26 protein-coding genes are annotated in these 20,066 nt (G+C 48.2%); 25 read left to right on the forward strand and 1 reads right to left on the reverse strand.

All coding sequences use genetic code 11. From position 1 onward, the window contains the following. Nucleotides 1-36 precede the first annotated feature (36 nt). The 4 genes from D5281_RS21080 (at nucleotide 37) to D5281_RS21095 (ending at nucleotide 3,782) form a co-directional block, all read left to right on the forward strand. Nucleotides 37-441 (forward strand): phage holin family protein, encoded by a 405-nt coding sequence (locus D5281_RS21080; protein ID WP_016293577.1) that lies wholly within the window; start codon nucleotides 37-39, stop codon nucleotides 439-441. 69 nt (nucleotides 442-510) lie between these two features. Further along, nucleotides 511-1,824: an N-acetylmuramoyl-L-alanine amidase gene (locus tag D5281_RS21085; protein ID WP_160561983.1), complete on the forward strand. Its 1,314-nt coding sequence runs from the start codon at nucleotides 511-513 to the stop codon at nucleotides 1,822-1,824. A gap of 109 nt (nucleotides 1,825-1,933) precedes the next feature. After that, nucleotides 1,934-2,116, forward strand: coding sequence for a hypothetical protein (locus D5281_RS21090; protein WP_160561984.1), 183 nt, complete (start codon nucleotides 1,934-1,936; stop codon nucleotides 2,114-2,116). Continuing rightward, nucleotides 2,067-3,782 carry a recombinase family protein gene (locus D5281_RS21095; RefSeq protein WP_160561985.1) on the forward strand — a complete coding sequence of 572 codons (1,716 nt, stop codon included), beginning with the start codon at nucleotides 2,067-2,069 and terminating at the stop codon, nucleotides 3,780-3,782. The genes D5281_RS21090 and D5281_RS21095 overlap by 50 nt, the downstream gene beginning before the upstream one ends. 62 nt (nucleotides 3,783-3,844) lie before the next feature. Here the strand turns inward: D5281_RS21095 and D5281_RS21100 are convergent, their stop codons facing one another. Then, the gene (locus D5281_RS21100) at nucleotides 3,845-4,270 is read right to left on the reverse strand and encodes a hypothetical protein (RefSeq protein WP_022741664.1); all 426 of its coding nucleotides are present in this window, start codon (nucleotides 4,268-4,270) and stop codon (nucleotides 3,845-3,847) included. A gap of 1,110 nt (nucleotides 4,271-5,380) precedes the next feature. Here D5281_RS21100 and D5281_RS21105 point away from each other — a divergent pair. From D5281_RS21105 to D5281_RS21200, 21 genes are all read left to right on the forward strand, one after another. Next, nucleotides 5,381-6,154, forward strand: a complete 774-nt coding sequence (locus D5281_RS21105) for an NAD(P)/FAD-dependent oxidoreductase (RefSeq protein WP_330585209.1) — start codon at nucleotides 5,381-5,383, stop codon at nucleotides 6,152-6,154. Next, nucleotides 6,097-6,429, forward strand: coding sequence for an NAD(P)/FAD-dependent oxidoreductase (locus D5281_RS26705; protein WP_330585210.1), 333 nt, complete (start codon nucleotides 6,097-6,099; stop codon nucleotides 6,427-6,429). Before D5281_RS21105 ends, D5281_RS26705 begins: the two co-directional genes overlap by 58 nt. A gap of 123 nt (nucleotides 6,430-6,552) precedes the next feature. Next, the gene (locus D5281_RS21110; RefSeq protein WP_160561986.1) at nucleotides 6,553-7,254 is read left to right on the forward strand and encodes a lantibiotic protection ABC transporter ATP-binding protein; all 702 of its coding nucleotides are present in this window, start codon (nucleotides 6,553-6,555) and stop codon (nucleotides 7,252-7,254) included. A 3-nt stretch (nucleotides 7,255-7,257) separates the two neighbouring features. Then, nucleotides 7,258-7,989 (forward strand): lantibiotic immunity ABC transporter MutE/EpiE family permease subunit, encoded by a 732-nt coding sequence (locus D5281_RS21115; protein ID WP_160561987.1) that lies wholly within the window; start codon nucleotides 7,258-7,260, stop codon nucleotides 7,987-7,989. Beyond that, nucleotides 7,982-8,728 carry a lantibiotic immunity ABC transporter MutG family permease subunit gene (locus D5281_RS21120; protein WP_160561988.1) on the forward strand — a complete coding sequence of 249 codons (747 nt, stop codon included), beginning with the start codon at nucleotides 7,982-7,984 and terminating at the stop codon, nucleotides 8,726-8,728. The genes D5281_RS21115 and D5281_RS21120 overlap by 8 nt, the downstream gene beginning before the upstream one ends. Nucleotides 8,729-8,764: 36 nt before the next feature. Further along, nucleotides 8,765-9,424 (forward strand): response regulator transcription factor, encoded by a 660-nt coding sequence (locus D5281_RS21125; protein WP_160561989.1) that lies wholly within the window; start codon nucleotides 8,765-8,767, stop codon nucleotides 9,422-9,424. Next, nucleotides 9,415-10,770, forward strand: a complete 1,356-nt coding sequence (locus tag D5281_RS21130; protein ID WP_160561990.1) for a sensor histidine kinase — start codon at nucleotides 9,415-9,417, stop codon at nucleotides 10,768-10,770. Before D5281_RS21125 ends, D5281_RS21130 begins: the two co-directional genes overlap by 10 nt. 152 nt (nucleotides 10,771-10,922) lie before the next feature. Beyond that, nucleotides 10,923-11,150, forward strand: a complete 228-nt coding sequence (locus D5281_RS21135) for a hypothetical protein (RefSeq protein WP_160561991.1) — start codon at nucleotides 10,923-10,925, stop codon at nucleotides 11,148-11,150. A gap of 185 nt (nucleotides 11,151-11,335) precedes the next feature. Next, on the forward strand, nucleotides 11,336-11,863 hold the full coding sequence (locus D5281_RS26710) for a LytR/AlgR family response regulator transcription factor (RefSeq protein ID WP_334296630.1): 528 nt from the start codon (nucleotides 11,336-11,338) through the stop codon (nucleotides 11,861-11,863). A gap of 26 nt (nucleotides 11,864-11,889) precedes the next feature. Next, nucleotides 11,890-13,140 (forward strand): sensor histidine kinase, encoded by a 1,251-nt coding sequence (locus D5281_RS21145; protein ID WP_160561992.1) that lies wholly within the window; start codon nucleotides 11,890-11,892, stop codon nucleotides 13,138-13,140. Nucleotides 13,141-13,287: 147 nt separating this feature from the next. After that, the gene (locus D5281_RS21150) at nucleotides 13,288-14,028 is read left to right on the forward strand and encodes a hypothetical protein (RefSeq protein WP_160561993.1); all 741 of its coding nucleotides are present in this window, start codon (nucleotides 13,288-13,290) and stop codon (nucleotides 14,026-14,028) included. A 14-nt stretch (nucleotides 14,029-14,042) separates the two neighbouring features. Beyond that, the gene (locus D5281_RS21155) at nucleotides 14,043-14,705 is read left to right on the forward strand and encodes a DUF3879 family protein (RefSeq protein WP_160561994.1); all 663 of its coding nucleotides are present in this window, start codon (nucleotides 14,043-14,045) and stop codon (nucleotides 14,703-14,705) included. Nucleotides 14,706-14,861: 156 nt separating this feature from the next. After that, nucleotides 14,862-15,347 (forward strand): hypothetical protein, encoded by a 486-nt coding sequence (locus tag D5281_RS21160; RefSeq protein ID WP_160561995.1) that lies wholly within the window; start codon nucleotides 14,862-14,864, stop codon nucleotides 15,345-15,347. An 89-nt stretch (nucleotides 15,348-15,436) separates the two neighbouring features. Continuing rightward, nucleotides 15,437-16,105, forward strand: coding sequence for a hypothetical protein (locus D5281_RS21165; protein WP_160561996.1), 669 nt, complete (start codon nucleotides 15,437-15,439; stop codon nucleotides 16,103-16,105). Nucleotides 16,106-16,160: 55 nt separating this feature from the next. Then, nucleotides 16,161-16,496: a hypothetical protein gene (locus D5281_RS21170; RefSeq protein ID WP_160561997.1), complete on the forward strand. Its 336-nt coding sequence runs from the start codon at nucleotides 16,161-16,163 to the stop codon at nucleotides 16,494-16,496. Nucleotides 16,497-16,524: 28 nt separating this feature from the next. Further along, nucleotides 16,525-16,719 carry a hypothetical protein gene (locus D5281_RS21175; protein WP_160561998.1) on the forward strand — a complete coding sequence of 65 codons (195 nt, stop codon included), beginning with the start codon at nucleotides 16,525-16,527 and terminating at the stop codon, nucleotides 16,717-16,719. Between the two features lie 10 nt (nucleotides 16,720-16,729). Further along, nucleotides 16,730-17,173 (forward strand): hypothetical protein, encoded by a 444-nt coding sequence (locus D5281_RS21180; protein WP_277935513.1) that lies wholly within the window; start codon nucleotides 16,730-16,732, stop codon nucleotides 17,171-17,173. Between the two features lie 96 nt (nucleotides 17,174-17,269). Next, nucleotides 17,270-17,800 (forward strand): hypothetical protein, encoded by a 531-nt coding sequence (locus tag D5281_RS21185; RefSeq protein WP_160561999.1) that lies wholly within the window; start codon nucleotides 17,270-17,272, stop codon nucleotides 17,798-17,800. A 404-nt stretch (nucleotides 17,801-18,204) separates the two neighbouring features. After that, on the forward strand, nucleotides 18,205-18,945 hold the full coding sequence (locus D5281_RS21190; protein ID WP_160562000.1) for a hypothetical protein: 741 nt from the start codon (nucleotides 18,205-18,207) through the stop codon (nucleotides 18,943-18,945). Between the two features lie 246 nt (nucleotides 18,946-19,191). Further along, a complete protein-coding gene (locus tag D5281_RS21195) occupies nucleotides 19,192-19,659 on the forward strand; it encodes a VanZ family protein (RefSeq protein ID WP_160562001.1) in 468 nt (155 codons plus the stop codon). A gap of 75 nt (nucleotides 19,660-19,734) precedes the next feature. Next, nucleotides 19,735-19,983 carry a hypothetical protein gene (locus D5281_RS21200; RefSeq protein ID WP_160562002.1) on the forward strand — a complete coding sequence of 83 codons (249 nt, stop codon included), beginning with the start codon at nucleotides 19,735-19,737 and terminating at the stop codon, nucleotides 19,981-19,983. Nucleotides 19,984-20,066: the final 83 nt, after the last annotated feature.

Genomic DNA, 20,066 nt, shown 5'->3' on the forward strand with positions numbered 1-20,066 from the left:
CTTATTTTTATGTCTGATTTTAAGGAGGAGAACAGAATGAAGAATTTTATCGAGGCGGCGCAGTATGCGTTTGCGGCGCTCGGCGGTGCGCTAGGTGCGGTCATGGGAGGCTTTGACGGCTTCCTTTATGCACTGGTGGTGTTTGTCATCGTGGACTATGCCACCGGGCTGATGGCGGCTGCGGTGGAGAAGAAGCTCTCCAGCGAAGTGGGATTCAAGGGCATCTTCAAGAAGGTCATTATTTTCAGCCTTGTGGCAGTGGGGCATATCGTAGATACGCACATCATCGGGGAGGGTAGCGTCCTGCGGACGGCGGTCATCTTCTTTTACCTTTCCAATGAGGGCATTTCCATCTTAGAGAATGCCGCGAGGACGGGGCTGCCCATTCCGGGGAAGCTGAAAGCCGTGCTGGAGCAGTTACGGGAGGAAAAAGAGAATTAATGGATTTTTAATCTGAGGCATCGGTGTAAAAACTGGTGCCTTTTTCGTGCAGAAAGAGAGGGAAATGGGATGAATTTAAAACAGAATTACCTTACGGAGTCCGGCTGTTATAAGGCGGGAAAGCATATCACCGTGAAAGGTCTTATGATCCATTCGGTGGGATGCCCGCAGCCAGAGGCGGATGTGTTTATGAAGAACTGGAACAGGGCGGATGCCAATGCTTGCGTCCATGCCATCGTAGAGCCGGACGGGGACGTGTACCAACTGCTCCCGTGGGATTTCCGTGGGTGGCACTGCGGAGGCGGTGCAAACAATACCCATATCGGTGTGGAGATGACGGAGCCTGCCACCATTAAATATGCAGGCGGCGCATCATGGACGGAGACCGGGAACGGTGAGAATACGAAGAACCATGTGCTTGCCGCCTACAGATATGCAGTGGAATTATTCGCATATCTCTGTGGGCAGTTCGGCTTAGACCCTATGGCGGATGGCGTTATCATCAGCCACAGCGAGGGATGTAAAAGGGGCATTGCCAGCAACCACGGAGACGTGGAGCATCTGTGGTCTAAGTTTGGATTGTCGATGGGGCAGTTCCGAAAAGATATCAAGGCGGCGATGGAGGGAAGCACAGCGGAGGATTCCCTTACCGCCATTATGGGGAAAGCGGCGGCAACTGCGGAACAGATGAAATCATACCTCAAAAAGAAGAATCCGTCCGTGCCGCAGTCCGTTCTGGATATGATCCCGCTGTATATTTCCGAAGGGGAGGCGGAGGGCGTGAGGGGCGATATCGCCTTTGCACAGTCCTGTCTGGAAACGGGGAACTTCACTTTCTCCGGCTCTGCGGTCACACTTTCGCAGAACAATTTCTGCGGGCTTGGGGTGACGCAGAGGGGCAAAAAGGGGCTTTCTTTTGATACACCGCAGCTTGGCATCCGGGCGCAGATTCAGCACCTCAAAGCCTACGCTTCCACGGATAAACTGCGGAACGCACTTATAGACCCGCGTTTCCGCTATGTGAAAAGGGGATGCGCTCCCTATGCGGAATGGCTCGGCCAGAAGGAGAACCCGCAGGGAAAAGGCTGGGCGGCAGGGGAGAAGTACGGGGAGAAGATTCTCTCCATCCTGAAAGCCATTATGGAAGAAGGGAAAGTGCAGTTCATGGAGAGCCTCACCCTTTCCGCTCCCTACATGGTGCGCGTGACAATCCCCGATCTGAATATCCGCCGTGGCCCCGGAACAGATTTCCCTAAGACGGGCAAATTTACCGGCGCAGGCATTTTCACCGTGGTCGAGGAACAGGACGGATGGGGGCTGCTCAAAGCCTATGCGGAAAAGCGGGACGGGTGGATTTCGCTTGCATTCACCACCCGGATTTAAGGGAATGTAAGGCGGCATCTATATAGGAAGAAAGCGGCCAGACTGCTTGACTTTACGGGCTTTCAGAGTGATTAATAGACTACCCAAAAAGAAAGGAGCGCAGACGGTCATGGCAGAAAATGAAGGAAAAAAACTGAGGGTTTCGATGTACTGCAGGGTGGGAAACCCAAAGGATGCGGGGCCTTATTTTAAAGAAAAATGCGGGAGCCCTGCGGGGCAGGGACGGAAAGGAGCGGATGCAGATGCGGATAAGGAAAGTTGCGATATATGCAAGGGTTTCAACAGAGCATGAGGCACAGCTTTCAGCATTGGAGAACCAGGTGCAGTATTACGATGACCTGATAGACAGGCACCCGGACTGGGTGCTTTACCGCCGGTATATCGATGAAGGTATCACCGGCACTTCCATAGCCAAGCGGAAAAACTTCGTGCGGATGATGGAGGACGCAAAGGACGGACATTTCGACCTGATCGTCACGAGGGAGGTATCGAGGTTTGCAAGGAACACGGTGGACACCCTCCAGCAGACGCGGCTCTTGAAGCGGATGGGGATTGAGGTGTATTTCACCGAGGACGGCATATGGACCATGAACGATGAGGACGGGGAGCTGCGGCTGACCATCATGGCGACCCTCGCGCAGAACGAATCGAAAAAGACCTCCATGCGGGTAAAGGCGGGGCAGATGGTCTCCTTCCAGAACGGGGTGATCTACGGCACCGGGAACGTGCTTGGATATGACAAGGTGGGACCGGAATACGTCATCAATGAGGTGCAGGCGAAAACGGTCAGGAAGATTTTCGATATGTACCTTGCGGGCAACGGCAGCCAGAAGATCAAGAAGCAGCTTGAAAAAGACGGCGACCTCACGGCGATGGGGAAGAGCCTGTGGCATTACGCCACCATCAGCCATATCCTAAAGAACCGCCTCTACTGCGGCGAGCTGGAATACCGGAAGGAATACGTGCCGGACTACCTCGAACAGAAAAGGGCGAAGAACAACGGGGAGCTTGACCGCATCATCGTGGAGGGGAAACACCAGCCCATCGTCACCAAAGAGGAATTCGAGCGGGTGCAGAGGATGCTGGAGGAAAAAAACGCACAGACGGCGCAGTGGCGGAAAAATAAAGGCGTTTATTCGGATGACCTCTGGCGCAGGAAGCTGCGGTGCCAGTGCGGACACGCTTTCGCAAAGACCAGGTGGCACTCCAAGTCAAGGGACTTCACCACCTACACCTACAAGTGCTATGACCAGACCCGGACGGGTACCATTTCGGCAAGGCTTAAGAACGGCCTGAGCATTGAGGGCGTCTGCCGGGCGCCGCTGGTGCAGGACTGGAAGATACACACGATGGCGCAGAAAGTTCTCCACGCCGTTTTCGATGACCCGGAGGGAACGCTGAAAAATGCGGCGGCGGTCCTCGGCCTCGGCGCGGCAGGGGTAGAGCAGGCGGAAGTGCTGCGGGATAAATCCATCATAGAGGAAAAGCTGAAAAAAGAGCAGGGGCGCTACGAGACGCTCCTTGATATGCGGATGAACAACGAGATACCGAGGGAGGTATTCAGCCGCAAGCAGCAGGAGGTGGAGAAAAAGATCGCAGAGCTGGAACAGCAGATGATGCAGTACGGCGATGTGAAGCCCGCCACGGAGGAGGATGTGAGCGGCAAGCTGGAAAACCTGCAAAGGCTCATGGAGCAGCCGCCCGTGCCGGAGGATGGGGAGTTTTCGGAGGAAGATATCGATAAATATGTTTTCGGGGTAAGGGTTTACGAAGACCGCTTTGAGTGGCTCTTAAACTTAAGCCCCGAAGCCCGCGGGGAACTGGATGATGCCGGTTCCCCCGTTTATTTTACGAAGCTGACGGTCACGCCGGATGACGAGCGGGCATGGTTCAGGATGCACCCGCAGTGGTCAAAGTCCAACAAATATGCGGAGCTGGAGGCATGGATTTATATTTAGACGAAAGAGACAGGGCGGAAGGGCTGTGGCGGCCTTTCCGTCCTGTCCGGCGTTTTGCGGTCTTACTCTGTAATCATTTCTTTTACTTCTGTTGGCAGGCATTTCCCTAAAAACATAGCCTTGCAGTCGGAAAATCCAAGCAGATATGCAAGCATCCCAAACCGGGAGCCCAGCGCGTTCTGCTCGCTGACGTAGCGGTCAATCAGCAGCCGGATTTCTTTTGACAAGTTCATCCTGTCCAGTTCGCCGGAGTATATGTCCGACTTGCGGAGAATCGCCTGGTATTCCCCGTCACTGTTTACGATGCCGTTCATGACGCTGTGCATACGGACATCCATCAATTGGTACAATGCAGAATCTTTTTCCAATCCAATCCCTCCTTCCGTGGTGTCGTAGCTTACCTCTGTTTTGGCGGGATTGCAAGTGGAAAAAGAAAAAAGCCGGAAAACCATCTTGTAGCGTCCGACATTTTCTGATAAAATATTCATACGGGTACTGCCATAACGGTAGGCGGCTAGTTCTTCTGCGGAGGGACTGTGACCCTCCGATTACATAGAAACCTGCTTGCAGGAATCTGGGAAAGGAGGGCTGAGTGGATGTTGACGATTGAAGGATTGATTTCAGTGCTTGGCTTATGCCTGACCTGCTTCGGTCTCGGATACGCCATCGGAAGCAAGGATAATAATAAACCACAAAAATAGCCGCCCCACAGTCTGCAAAACTAAGGCGACTATTTTTGTTGACCTAAATTCGGACTAGCCGTCTATCGGCAGTACCTTTATGTAAATATATCTTAGCAGATTTATATGGAATTGTCAAACGCTGCGGAGCTTTCCACTGAAATCATTTTATAGCGGATTCCGCATAAAAGCAAGGAAATCTTGTCGAATCCCGTTTGTCGAATGTTGAATTGGGTGGGGTAAATGGGGTAAAGAGGGGTAAAAGTCATCATAATCTAACAGCGGCACAGGCGGCTATTCAGAAATAATGCCATAGGAATTTGGGTACTCGCAGGCAAAAGTATTGAAGAATGGCTTAAAATAAGCTGAAAGCAAGGCTTTCAACTAGGTTTTTTAGGCTTGGTGGGGTTCATCACGGTGGGTGGTGGACCCCAATTTTTTTGTTTTTGGATGCCGCTGATAGGATGGCGATAGGGGAAAAAATCGTACTATCAGGCAAAAGTATACTTTCACGCAAAAGTCGGGGGTTTCCGTGATAGTATAAAGCGGAAAGGTAAAAGGGTGTAGGGTATTATCGGTTTTTGCTGAAAGGTGTATTAGCTTGACGGAAAATGCTGTTGAAAAACGGGGGATATGATACAAACACGGAAACTGCATGGAGTTTTCGTGTTTGTATATGAGTTTCCGTGATAGTTTGGAGTTTTGCGTGATAATATAGAGAAAAATTGAAAAATGATGGTGGGAGGAAAAGGGCTGTCCAATGGCTCTTTTTTGCTTTCCATTCCCGAAAAATAGTCGTTTCATGCCATCGGGTGAAAAACAGAAAATTTTTATGGTATAATTCAGTGGATGTTATTACTTTAGCAGGAACGGTATCCTGCCGAAGTAATAGGAAACAGCGGAAAGGGTGATATACGGATGTATGATGTGATAGTGGTCGGGGCGGGACCTGCGGGATGCACGGCGGCTAAGGCTTTAGTGAAAAAAGGCTATAAGGTTCTACTGGTGGAAAAATTCAAAATGCCCAGGTACAAGTCCTGTTCGGGCGTGCTGATAAAGAAATCAATGGAGCTTGTAAAGAAGTATTTCGGGGAGGCCGTGCCGGAGTCTGCCATGTGTACCCCGACAGATAACAGGGGCATGGTATTCACAAATGACACGGGGAAGGAATACCGCTTCGAGCAGGAGGGGCTTAATGTATGGCGTAGCCATTTTGACGGGTGGCTCGCGGGGAAAGCAGAGGAGAGCGGTGCGGAGGTCATGGACGGCGTGGTGGCCCTTTCCTGCACGGAAAAGGACGGATTTGTGGAAGTCGGCCTGCACGGGCAGAAGAATTTTACAGAGGGCGCAAGGTATGTCATTGACTGCGAGGGCGTTGTCGGAACATTAAAACGGCAAATTGCAAGGCAATATGCCGGGAAGAATACCGGGGAAGTTCCCAGATACATGACCACATACCAGACCTTTAACGAGGGCAGCATAGATTTAGACCCGCATTACTTCTATGCATACCTGCAGCCGGAGCTTTCGGAATATGACGCATGGTTCAACGTGAAGGATGATCTGCTGGTGCTTGGGGTGTCCGTAAAGGATATGGAAAAATCGGACATTATTATGGAAGCTTCATTGCCTATATGGAAGAGAAGCACCACCTGCGGATCAGCAGGCAGACGAAAGAGGAAAAGTGGCTGATGCCGTATATCCGTCCGGAATGCCGTGTAGATTACACTGTGGGGCGTATCCTTTTTGCCGGGGAGGTTGCCGGATTTTTAAACCCGATGGGCGAGGGCATATCTGCCGGGATGGAGAGCGGGTACTGTGCCGCCAGTGCAGTCATGGAACATTTCGACAACCCGGAAACAGTCCAGGAGGCATATAGGCAAGGTACGGGAAATCTGAAATCCTATATGCAGCGCCAGTGGAGCCTTGTCGGGGGAATGGCCGGCACATTCAGGGAGATGGGGTAATGGGCAATAGATAATATAATTGGAAAAGGGCGATAGGGGAAAAATAAGTTTATTCGTATCTTTATGAAATCTTCAAAATTATCTGTTATTCTTTCTGCAACAAATAGAAAGGATATGCAGAGTATGGACATCATTTTGAAAACAACAGAACTAAGTAAAAGTTTTAAAGGGCAGATTGCGGCAAACCGTATATCTTTAAGCGTACAAAAGAATTCGATTTATGGTCTGTTAGGACCAAACGGAGCTGGAAAATCAACAATTTTAAAAATGATTGCAGGAATCTTTAAGCCGACTTCCGGCAGGATAGAGGTTGACGGCCATGATTGGAGTCGCAATGATTTGAAGGAAATTGGTGCTTTGATTGAAAATCCGCCGCTGTATGATAATCTGACAGCATATGAAAATCTGAAAGTACGCGCTCTGGCGCTGGGTTTATCAGATGAGCGAATTTCAGAAGTCCTTACCACGGTACAATTAACCAACACAGGAAAAAAGAAAGCAGGGCAGTTTTCTTTAGGCATGAAACAAAGGCTTGGAATAGCACTTGCACTATTGGCCCAGCCTAAACTCTTAATTTTGGATGAGCCGACAAACGGATTAGACCCTATCGGTATTCAGGATCTGCGTAAATTGATCCGCTCTTTCTCAGCGAAAGGGATTACTGTTATTTTATCCAGCCATATTTTATCTGAGGTTGAGCTGATTGCAGACCATATCGGTATTATCTCAAATGGAAAGCTGGGTTATGAAGGTGAAGTCCATAAAGATGTGGATTTGGAACACATTTTTATGGAAGTTGTTGGCAACACCAGGGGGGAGGGCTGATTTATGCTTGGTATCATTCAATCTGAATTGCTGAAAATGCGACATACTTTTTCTATGAAGCTGATAATTTTGGCTCCGTTAGCCACATTGTTGTTGGGGTATCTGTTAAGCGGCAGACATGTCCAGCTTTCAACATATAACTGGTGGTATTTCATGGTTCTGCCACTTGTAGTTTCGCTATGTTCTGCGAGCATGATTGCCGGGGAGAAAAAAAGCGGGATGCAGAACATAGTTTTCCTGCCCATACGACTTGAAAAAATCTGGTTTGGAAAAACGGCAGCATTGGTTATTCTACTCTTTGTGACAAACCTTTTCCTGTGGATTGCAACGACTGCTGTCGGCATGGCGGCATGTGTTACGGTTTCTCCTTTGGATGGGCTGATTGGCTGTATGCTCCTTTTCCTGACTTATTTGTGGCAGATTCCCGTTATTATGCAGTTAACATGTTTCATGGGGCATATGAAAGTTGTTTTTGTATCTTTAGCTGCGAACGTGATTTTATCTGCTGTCTGTGCTGAGAAGGAATGGTTCTTATTTGTCCCTTATGCAATCCCTGCCCGTGTTGTATGCCCATTCTTCAAAATGCACGTTAATGGGATTCCCCTTGAAGATGCATCTTCTCTTTTATCAGCCGGGTATGTTTTTCCGGCAGTGATTGTCAGTCTGGTGTTTGCATTAACTGTTTTTTTGGGTGGTTCAAAATTGTTTTCGCGAGGAGGCTGGGTACATGAGTGAATATTACCAGTATCTGAAAAGTGACATTTATAAGCTGAGGCACTCATGGTTTTTGGGGATTCATCTGCTCTTTCCGGTTTTTGGGGCAGTTCTAATGCTGTTTTATTCCCGTTTATCGTCCGGCAGCGAACTGAATAAGCTGGCAGTCTTTGCACAGATTATCGCAATTGCATATCCGTTTGTAATCTCGGTTGTCTGCCAGATTATTGCAGAGCAGGAATTACAGGCAGGGCATTCCCAAAATATACTCACGCTCCCCAGCCGCAATAAAGCTATCTTTTCAAAACTCACCATCCTGCTTTTGGCGGGACTGTTTTCCACTGCGCTCAGTGCTGTGCTATTTGGGATTCCGTTTTCCTATATGACAGGAATCAAACTTCCGGTAAGATTTTTTGCCGCAATTTCGATTGTACTTTGGGGAAGCAATGTTATGCTGTATGGACTGCACCTGATTTTAGCGTTCCGTTTTGGGAGAAACTTATGTTTAAGTATCGGTGTGATGGGAAGTTTGCTGTCGGCGCTCCTGCAGACAGATCTTGGTACGGGATTGTGGTATATTATCCCGTATGGTTTGGGAGTGCGGTTTGCAGAAGGTGCCTTGGCATACCTGTTCCATCTGCAGCCTGTGGGGACATTCGAAAACCAGATAGGGATTCTTTTCTGTATCATTGTCACTTTTGGCACAATAGTCTTGACAGCATTTTGGTTTTCACGGTATAGTGGAACATCTTCTGATTGAAATGAGGATTTTGTATATTCTTAAAGGAGCGGAACGATGGGACATATTTTAGTAGTAGACGATGAGCCTGCAATGCTTCAGCTTATCCGGCGTGTGCTGGAAAAAGACCGGCATTTGATCAGCCTGATATCGGATGCACAAACAGCCCTTAATATGAACTTTTCCAAATATGATCTGATTTTGCTGGACATTATGATGCCGGGACTGGATGGATTTGAATTTTGCAGTCAGATACGTTCCTATGTAGACTGTCCCATTATATTTCTGACGGCCAAAATACAAGAGGCTGATATTGTGCGCGGATTAGGGCTTGGCGCTGATGATTACATTACAAAGCCATTTGGAACGGATGAACTTCGGGCGAGAGTAAATGCCCACTTACGGCGCGATAGCAGGGAAAAGAAAAACGCCTTTTCCATTTCTGGCATCGTGTTTCAGATCAGCGCAAAAGAAGCGGAATTTCAGGGGAAAAAACTTCCGCTGACCAAAAGTGAATATGAAATCTGCGAATATCTGGCGCTTCATCACGGGCAAACATTTACGAGGGAACAAATCTATGAAGCTGTTTTTGGCTTTGATGGGGAAAGTGACAGTTCTGTTATTTCCACCCACATCAAAAATATCCGCAGCAAACTGACAGCTTTCCAATTAGCGCCGATAGAGACCGTATGGGGGGTGGGCTATAAATGGGTGTAAAAAAACTGCGTTCCATATTCATGCGGTATGCACTGTGCCTTGCGCTTGCGGTTTTTATGGTGATTGCGGTTAATGTGGGGGCTTACCTTTTTTGCGTGAGCATAGGGGCCATATATCCGCTGACCAGCATAAGTACCGCAATAGAAATGGAAAAAGATAATCTGCGGTCTGTTCGGCAGGTTGAAGAATCTGAGATACCGTATCCATGCGAATATGTCATATTCACAAAAGACGGGCAGTACGCAGGCGGCTCCATTGGCTGGGAGTATAGCACCGCCATATGGAATACCTGCATGGAAGGGGGCAGAACCAGAGACGGTTCGTATCTTTATTCTGTCATTGAGAGAGAAGATGAAATCCTGATTTTGAGATACCGCATGACGGCCCAATTTGGAAATGCGGCATTAAGAAGTATATTTCCGTCTGCCGACTGGCTTTTGATCGTCACTATCCTGTTGGAAATTCTGCTCTCTCTGATTGTAATATCTTTTATATTTGGGAAATATCTTGGGAAAAAGATTGATAAACTGCTGGCTGTCGTCCACAAAATAGAGGATCAGGATTTGGAATTTGAAATACAAAAAAGCAGACTTTTTGAGGTGGATCAGGCATTGGATGCGCTTGACCATATGAGGCTTGCGCTACGGCAGTCCCTTGAGAGGCAGTGGTATGACGATAAAATGAGACAGGAGCAGCTTTCTGCTTTGGCACACGATCTGAAAACACCGCTTACCATTATCAGGGGAAATGCAGAGCTGCTTTTTGACACTTCCCTTTCAGCAGAACAGAGGGAGTGTGCGGAATACATTGAGAACAGTTCCTTACAGATGCAGGACTATGTGCAGACCTTGATTGAGGCAGCAAAATCATGGGACAGCTATAAACCTTGTATGAAAAAGGTCAATATGGATTCTTTACTGCAGGAGCTTAAGAAGCGAATTGATGGTTTATGTGCTGTGAAAAATATTCTACTGCATTGGGATTGTGGACATCATCCTTCTTATATTACTGCAGATCACAATTTGCTTATAAGGATGTTCACCAACGTGCTTTCCAATGCAGTAGAACACACTCCGCAGGGTGGAGAGATTACCTTTGAAGTAGAGGAACATGGCAACGAGCTTTCTTTTCTAATTACAGATACCGGAAAAGGATTTTCTGACGAATCTTTAAAACATGCAACAGAAGAATTCTATATGGGGGATGACAGCCGGAATTCAAAATCCCATTATGGTATTGGTCTGTATGTGGCTGCTTCCATAGCCAAAAAGCACAATGGGAAAATCATTTTAGAAAATTCTGCTGTTGTAGGCGGTGCAAAAGTTACAATACAAATCCCGTACTGACGGGCAGTTAAAAAAGGTGGCCTTGTGCCGCCTTTTTTTCTAAATCTTTATGGAATCTTCAAAAAAACCGGTTAGCATATAGACAGAGGAAATATACTATCCCGTCACACAGTTGTTCAATAACCGTCCGGAGATTGTTTTGGTGGAACTGAATGCCAAATAATACAAAAGCTAACCGCCGCTATGGCAGACCGCCATATGCGGCGGTCTGCCTGTTGGAAAGCGGGGGAATCAGAGGTAATATGCTTACACGGCGGTTTGCGTTTGCACCGCCTTATATCGGACGAATGGCGAAAAACTTTAGCCATTCCTGTGATATTCTGAGATTGATTTATAGTCGTTTCGTGCAATTTATGGAAGTTTTGTGCAATGGCGTTTGATAGGATGCCCCATGATCCGATATAATTTATGACGGAAAGTGAGGAAAATAATGGATGAAGATAGCGGTCTGCGATGACAGCAGGGAGGACAGGGGCGCGCTGCGGGCGCTGCTGGAAGCCTACGGCATGATTTTGAGATAAGGGAATACGGCTCCGGAACGGAGCTTTATGCGGATACGGGGTATGTGCGGGAATGCGGCATCGTGTTCCTGGACATCAACATGGAGGGCATGGACGGGCTGGAGGCGGCGGGGAAGATCAAGGCGGAATGCCCGAAGGTACATATCGTGCTGGTGACGGCCTATGTGAACTATGCGCTGGACGGGTACAAGGTAAAAGCCAGCCGTTTCCTCTTAAAGGACGATTTGGAACAGACGCTGCCGGAGTGCGTGGAAGGTATCCTGTGGGAGGAGCGGGCGGTGGAGTTCGGCTTCGTGGAGAGCAACGTGCGCCTGCGGGTGGACGACATCATCTATATCGAGACAAGTAAGCACAAGAACGTGTTCTACACGGTGGGGGAGGCGTACAGCATCTATAAGAAGATGGATGAGCTGGAGGCGGAGCTGGCGGGGATGGGCTTCGTGCGGATACACCAGAGTTTTCTTATCAACATGAGGTACATCGGGAAACTCAGCAGCTATGTCATGGTATTGACCACGGGGAAGGAAATATCCGTCCCGAAGTCCAGGTACCCGGAAGTGAAGAGGCAGTAAACATTGTTTAAGGGGGCGGAGTGATCATGGCATTGTGGATATTTTCATTCTGTATCATGGCAATAGAGGCGTGGGGATATGTGTATTTTTTTGATACTTTTTTGAAGAAAAAGGATGCAGGACGGTTACAAAGGTGCAGATATATTGTTTTGTATCCTGCTGTAGTGGCATTTGCATTGTCTGTGAAGTATGTTGGCTCAATGGGAATCAAAGTCATGTTGGCAGTGTTGCTCCTGGCAGTGTTCTGTGGACTGTTTTATAGGACGGACTGGAAACAGAGCATTTTCTTTTCCATGCTCAATTATTCACTGTTATTCCTGACAGATATTTTATTGCTGCTGACCGAGAATGTACTGGCTTCCAAGGATAAGTTGTGTGCCTTAGAGTATGACTTTTTGTATATTCCGATGAAAATGGTCTGGATTCTGCTGCTTTTCATGATTCGCAAAATATGGAAGGGCAGGAGCAATTTCAGGGAGCTTTCCTGTAAGGAATGGGGGGTGTTCTTTATGGTACCGCTGCTCACTGTGGCCTCCATGCTACTTATGTATTTTTGCTACAGTGGGGAGAGAAAGGTTCAGACGGCATACCTCTTTCTGTCGGTGGGGCTGATATTCATCAACATCTTTGTCATAGAGCTGATGCAGGGAATCCTTGAAAAAGAGGAACTGCTCCGGGAAAGCGCGCTGGCGGGCCAGAAGAAGGAGAGCCAGCTTGCCCATTACCGGGATATGCAGGCAGTCTATGAGCGGCAGGGGAGGAAGATGCACGACTACAAAAACCAGATCAGGACGGTGCAGGTGCTGTTGAAGAAAGGTGATACGCGGGCCGCCGCCGCACTGGCGGAGCGGCTGACGGAAAGCATATCGGTGGAGATGGCGGCGGTCAGCACGAACCACCCGGTGGTGGATGCCGTCCTGAACCAGAAGTTCCATGCCGCAAGGGAGCAGGGCGTGTCCATGACATTCCGGGTGGGCGACATGGGCGGGCTGCGGCTGAATGAGGAGGAAACGGTGATCCTGCTCTCCAACCTGCTAGACAACGCCATCCATGAATGCGTGAAGGTGGCGCGGCAGGGGAGGAATGCCGTCATCCACGTCAAGCTGGTGCAGGAGGGCGGGAAGCTGATCTTTTCCGTAAGGAATCCCGTGGTAGAGAAAGTGGAGGTCACGGAAGGCACCGGCCTGTCGAACGTGAAGGCTGTGGCGGACAAATACGGGGGCGATTTCGCCGTTTCCTGCAACGCGGAAAAGTTCCAGGCGGTGGTGATGTTATAAACTTTATGGTCATTTCGTGCAATTTATAGTCACTTGGTGTAATCGCGGTTGGAAATGCGGGTGTATCTGCCGATGGATTTTATGAAACGGCAGACTGTATGCGGACCAGGGTTGGCACAAAAATATTAAGTCAAGGAGGATGATAGTATGTCTATGAATGTGAATGGAAGCACACAGCAGACGGGAACTGAATGGTACCAGAACATGAAGATGCAAAAGCCTGACAGGAATGCTCCGGAGGCGCAGCCGCCGCAGGCTGACAGGGCGGTGAAAATCACAATCTCAAGGGAGGGGCTTGAAAGCCTGCAAAACGGCGGCAGGGCGAGAACCCATGAGGGCGTGGTGAAGCAAAAAGAGTCCATAATGCAGGTGTCAAAGTCCATAGAGGCAAGTTATGGACACCGCCTGTCTGAGGAAACCGGGAAGCTGAAAGGGCAGAGGGACAGCGGCGCATACAGCTTTTCGGACAGGGCTGCGGACTATGTAAGGGCATATGGGAACCTTTACGATGAGATCGTGCAGGGGTATAAGGACGGCACGGCGGAGCGTTATGTGGAGGATGAAAATTCTGAAACGGGGTTCCGTAAGATGACGCTTGATGAGGAATTGGCCGGGCTGGATAAGGCGTTCCAGAAGATGGCTGACGGTGCAGGTGTTAAGGAAATGATTTCAGGCGAGTTCAAGAGGCTGGCATCCAAGGCCGGGAGCAGGCAGACAGCATTCACGGATGTAAACAAGAAGCCGCAGGGTACAGACGTGCCGCAGAAACTGATGGCGCTGGCACAGGTGTGGAAGGATGCCTATAAGGTTTCCGGTTCCAAAGAGGGCGGCATGGAGAAAGTGCTGTCCATGCTGGACGGTATGTTCGGCATTAAGAATGAAGCGTAAAGGAGGTATAGGATATGCTTATAATCAGGGATTTCAGTAACAGGTTCCAGCAGATATCGGGAATGCCCATAAACAGCAAGGGCGGTAAGGATATGCTGAAAAGGGCAGGCATTGATACGAACAGCAAACAGTATCAGGCAGTAATGAAAAGTATGTCAGCGGCGTGTTCTGGTGTTGGGTACACAAATGTTCAGGCAATCAAAAACAGGATGAGCCGCTATGATAAGGATGGCGACTACATCAGTCCTGTTACGGGATTGGCAGGTCTGGTTGTAACGGAGAAAAACCGTGCAGAAAAGAATAGAATCATTGATATACCGGAGAGTAGCAGGGATGAGATGTTTGAACTGACCAAGAAAGAGTTTCTGCAGGAAAACGGTGTAGGCAATGGGGACACTACAAGGCGTTCAGATGTATATTTGAATCTGTACCGGAAAATGGATAAGAATGACAGACTGGCAGCAGGGAATACATTAAGGCAGTATGAGCGGGCATATACGCAGGCATTTGTTGATGCGGTGAAGGCTGTTGATCCGAAATGGGAGCCGGGCAAGCCAATTCCGTCCGGGGCTTTGGACGGAATTACAAGGGAGTCCATCGACAATTCGCTTGTGCAGTCAGGCGGCTCTCTTGTGAAAAAACCATCTTCGGGCAGCACACTGGATATACAGGTATAACCGTTACACCCTATTCCGCAGAGGCGCATAATGCTTTGCCTCTGCGGTCTGCCCGGAGGTGAGGCAATGAACCGCTCGGACTTATTACGAGGGAGCGGGCGCGGCTCTGACCGACAGAGGGGCTGCAGTAATAAAAATAATGGAGGACATTTGGAGATGAGTGTAAATGGAATAGGGACAGCGGGATATCCGTTGACAGGATATACGGCAAGAAGTGCGGAGCCCGGAACGGTGGAATTCATGGAAACGGTGGAAGAAAAGGCGGCGCAGGGGAAAGCAGGTGACCAGGACGAGAAAGCCTTTGAGATGGTCGGCCGGGGCGCCCCGCAGGAAGTGAAGGATGCGTGGATGGATGCGGCGAAGGAAGTAAATGCGAATGGCATGGGAATCCGGGGCAACGGAATGATAAGCCACATATCGCAGATGATGGTGCAGCGGCTTAATAAACAGCTTAAGGGTGAAACAGAGAATTTTGACATCCTTGGAAGCACAGTGGAATCTGCGATCCAGGTAACGAAAGAGGCGCTGTACGATTTGGAGCATCCAAGGGTATATACGCCCAGAAGCATAGAGGTACAGCAGGCCCGTATCAAAGAAGGGGAATTTTACAGGGCGTTTTTGGGGAAGCTGGAGCAGCTATAGGTGCTTTCTACAATAAGGCACAGAGTAGATGCTTTTGGTAGATTGTGGAACCGGGGAAATAAAGGCAAAAGAGATTGTGAGGTGGACTCATGGGAATTTCGGCTTTAAGTGCAGTAAATTCTGTAAATATGAAACACAGTATGCCACTACGCGGCAGGGGGCCTGACTGGTCTATCATTCCAAGTTCCGGGAAAAGCAGTAAATCAAAGGCGGAGTTTACTGACGAGATCAAGGAGCTGGCACGGAAGGCTGCGAATACTACAAGCAAGGCAGAACTGGAATATATCCATAGACGGCGGACGGAACTGTGTGCAGAGTATATGTCTGATGTGTCGCCTGACAGGAAGGCGCTGTACCGGCAGGCTGAAAATGCGCTGAAGAGGCAGGGCGGCAATCCGAAATGCCACGGGAGCGGGGAACTGACGCTGCTTGACTTTTTGGAGGCGGCGGATGGGAGGACGGATAGCCTTGCCGAAAAGAAGTTTGCGCTGGCAGGGGGCGGAACGCTGACCTGCCCCATCCTGACAAGCGGGGGATATGGCGCGGACATTTACTGCCAGGGCACAAAGGTATTGACGTATCTCGGTTCGGGATATGGGTGGGCTTGCGAGAGGACTCCGGCTGAACGGGAAAAGGAAAGGGAATTTTACGGAATCTATTTTAATGAGTACCGCTCCCTAAAGAACGGCAAAGAGGAGGAACTGGAAGCACTGCCGGATTATCTGGAGGAGAAGCCGTCTTTTGACAGGAAAGCATAAATGGGGGTATCCGACAGATTGGGGAATTAAAAACAGATTTTGGAAGAGGTATCATATGAAAAAGAATATTATTTTATGGATGGCGGCTTCGGCGGTAGTTATGCTGGCGTTTCCGTGGCTTGCGGCTACTTTCGTAAAAGGCGATGCAGGAATGGCGGTATGTTTTCTTCTGTTTTTTGCAGTCAATCCATTGTATTCCGTGCTGATCGGAGCATTTGCGGGAAAGGATATCCGGCGTTTATGGAGTCTTCCGGTTATTTCGTCAGCATTGTTCCTCATAGGTACATGGATATTCTTTGATATGGGGGAGTCGGCATTTATCCTGTATGCAGCAGTTTATCTCGTCTTGGGGATAGCGGCCATGCTTATCAAAAAGAAAATGCAGAAGTAACCTGACGAGGAAGAGCAGGCATAGCCGAATGGTGGGGAAGGAATCCCCGGCGTTCCGGTTGATTGGGGAACCTTATAACAAGAATGTGAAGGAGTGTAAGATGTTTGATTTTATTATTGAGATGATTGCAGATATTGCAGAAATCTTTGTTGATTTGTGGGTAAACAAAGTGATAAACCGAAAGAAAAAATGTAATATTGATTCTGAACATATAAGTCAGTAGGCGGTACAAGATGGAAAGTAAAATGGAGCGAATCAATGCATTGTTGGAGAAGCCATGTTTTATTATGGATTATCTTCCGGAGCAGGTGGAACCGGACAATGGCGGGCAGTTTTTTGATGTGGAGTATTATCTGCTGAACAGCGATAAACATACAGGGCTGAAAGACAGGTTTGTTGCCATTATTTTGAAACTGATGTGCTATTACCATGTATCTATTCTGTGGAATGGATGGGTTGACCGTCCTTCACCGAAAATGATAGAGGAAGCAGTCTGTGAAATTATGGGGAACCATTCGGGCACGCTGAATGTCCTGTTTGTGGAGGAAGATGCGTTGCTGGTTTTTGATTGGGATTGCTTAAATCTGTCAGTGTATAATCCGTCAGAAATAGCGCAGTCCATTATGGAAAAGATAGCGTTTTCGGAAGGCTTGTTCTGGAGGAAGGCAGCAGACTAATTCCGAATAAAAAATTATATCCCTAATAATCCACAGCCTGACAAGGCAGGGCAGGCATCCCCGGCGTTTCGGCAAAATAGAGAGAGGCGATTGAACATGGATGTAACAGGAATAGCAAAAAGCCATCATGCGGACATCCCCAAAGCGTCATCCAAGAAGGAGTGGAAGCTGTCTGATTCCCTCCGGGAGAGGATATCAGAATATGCCAGGGAGGATGCGGCGCAGAACGTTTATACGGGGAATAAGTTCCTCGCCCTGTGGAAAAGCGAGGTCGCCAAAGTCGCGCCGGACAGGGAGGCGCTGATGGGGAAGGTCAGTCAGGAAATGGCGGACATGAAAACGATACGGGAGGCTGACAGGCGGTGGCTGTGCCTCCTGTTCGGGGAGCCGTATGAAGCTAAGTTCCAGTCCGAGGGAACGGGCTCCGCCGTCCATGTGTATGACGGGAACGGTGACGAGGTACTGACCTACACGGCGGGCGTGGGCTGGCATGAGAAGGAGTCGAAGGCGGAGACGCAGGTACACGGGGCTTTGAAGGCCGCCTACTATGACGCGTTACGGGCGGCAAGGCAGGAGATAAATGCCGGGGCCGTGGAAATGCAGGACGGCTTTGATGCGAGGGCATAGGTGGAGCATAGATCAGTGGGTGGTGTTCCTGCAGATTGGACAATCAGGAAACACAAAATAAGGGAGGCTATTAAAGAAAATGAATTTGGAGAAAGTGTAGTCCATGCTGGACGGTATGTTCGGCATTAAAAATGAAGCGTAGAGGAGGTAAAGGATATGCTGAAAAGGGCTGGCATTGATACGAACAGCAAACAGTATCAGGCGGTCATTCTATTCTGTTCTTTGGGAGAGGTCGGGGGCGCGGGGGCAGAGCCACCGTAAAACCTATCGACAGCCGCCGCAGTAGTACAGACGGTTGGAACGGACTTAGAACGGGGATTGTTTTTCATAATTGAGCATAGTATAATTTTTCACGTTGCAAACCCATAAATCAAAACTTATAGGTATGAAAGGAGTAATAACAAATGAAACAAACAAATAAATTATTTCAAAAAGAAATTTCGTTAAAATTCCCCCTGTCTGTCATAGACCGGAAAACTATCGTTTTACTGACCAGCTTTATACTGCTGTTAACCTGTACCATTACAGGATGCGGAAGTAACAGCCAGCAACAGACAACACTTCCTGTTACAGAGCCGATTCCAATAGAAAATCCTGCACAGGAAGAATTAACACAGGAAGTTCAAAACCAGTCTGTGTCGGAACAATCAGACATGGAACAATCCTCACAGGCTGAAGACAACCAATCCCAATTTTCCCCTAGCACTCAGTCTGTCCCCGAAGAAGTGGAAACTGAAACTGTAGCCCCATCCCAAGATGTATCATCTTCTTCACGCTCCTATTTGGGAACATGGCAGATAACTTCATCAACCTTTGGTGCCTACAGTGCCATGTCAGAGGAAGATTGCTCTGCACTGGTGGGAACCCGTTTTGAATATTTTAAAGATTATGCCATATATGATGACGAGCACCGTCTGGATTCCCCCCAATATATCGAAAGCATTCTGACCGCAGATGATTTTTCATCCATCTATCAAGGCACTAGTCTGGAAACGCTGGGAATTTCCAAAGATTCTATTCAGGTAGTGGCTATAGAAAATGCAAGCGGCATTGGTGATACTTTTTATATAAAAGACGAAAACACTCTGATCATTCCGTGGGATGGTGTATTTTTTGAAGTGCAACGAGTCAGTTCCGACAGCTGATTCCGCTGTGTATAGGTTCCTCAAAAAAGACTGGCAAATGAAAGTCCAAAATAGGGCGGCGGGACGGGATGCCGTGGAAACGCAGGGAGGCTTTGACGCGAGGGCGTGAGGAAAACACTAAAAAGCGAGGTCGCCAAAGTCGCGCCGGACAAGGCAGGTATCCCCGGCGTTCCGGCGGATTGGGGAACGGGGGTGGCAATGTGGTAAAAATTTCGTTAATCAAAATGTATGTATGGGAGGCTCAAAATGAGAAAACAAGGTAAAATACTAAAAATAATTTGGTGGGTGTATATTGCCTTATTGTTTGTTTTTGTCGTTGTTAAGTTCAAAGGTTCATTTTATGAATTAACTGATAGGATTAGTACTTATTCAATGCAAGGTTCAATAAACTATAATCTTATTCCATTCAGAAGTATGTCCACTCAGATCGAGTACATTACCCAGTGGTGGGCATTAAAAAACTTATTGGGAAATATAATTCCATTTATCCCGTTTGGCTTTCTCTTGCCTATTACATACAAAAAATTCAGTTCAACGATAAGTGTTTTCTTTACTGGCCTTGCTTCGATACTGTTGATAGAGATTTTTCAATTCCTTACTAAACTTGGTGCTTTTGATGTTGATGATATTATTCTTAACATGATAGGAATTGTTTGCGGGTATTTGATGTTTTTGGTCATTAAACACATTTTTGTAAGAGATGAAGGGTTATGAACGATACCGCATTGTAAAAACTGTTATGAATTTTAGGCAAATCGGGGGAGCAGAAGGAAAACCAATAATAAACAAATGATAAAAGGGAACCGGCAGGGACAGGCTGGTTCCCTTGTTCAATATCAGTGTGGGGAGATAGCAACAGATGTATTTTGGGGGAGAGGGGGTGGTATTATCCGGAAAATGAAGTGCCCGGAGAGGCGGTGCAAAAAACGGGCCTGCGATATTGGGGAGACGGGCTCCGGCTGGATTATCGTATCGCTGAAATGTCCTAACTGCGGCAGGGTAGTAAAGGTGTACTGGAAACCGAGTGGAAAAAGATAAATATACATAGCAGGAAAGAATGGCAGGAAGGTATCCTGCTATTTTTACTTTTATAGATTAAAGCGTTTCTTTTATGGTCATAC

This window comes from Parablautia muri, from assembly GCF_009917485.1.
Lineage (GTDB): Bacteria > Bacillota > Clostridia > Lachnospirales > Lachnospiraceae > Suilimivivens > Suilimivivens muri.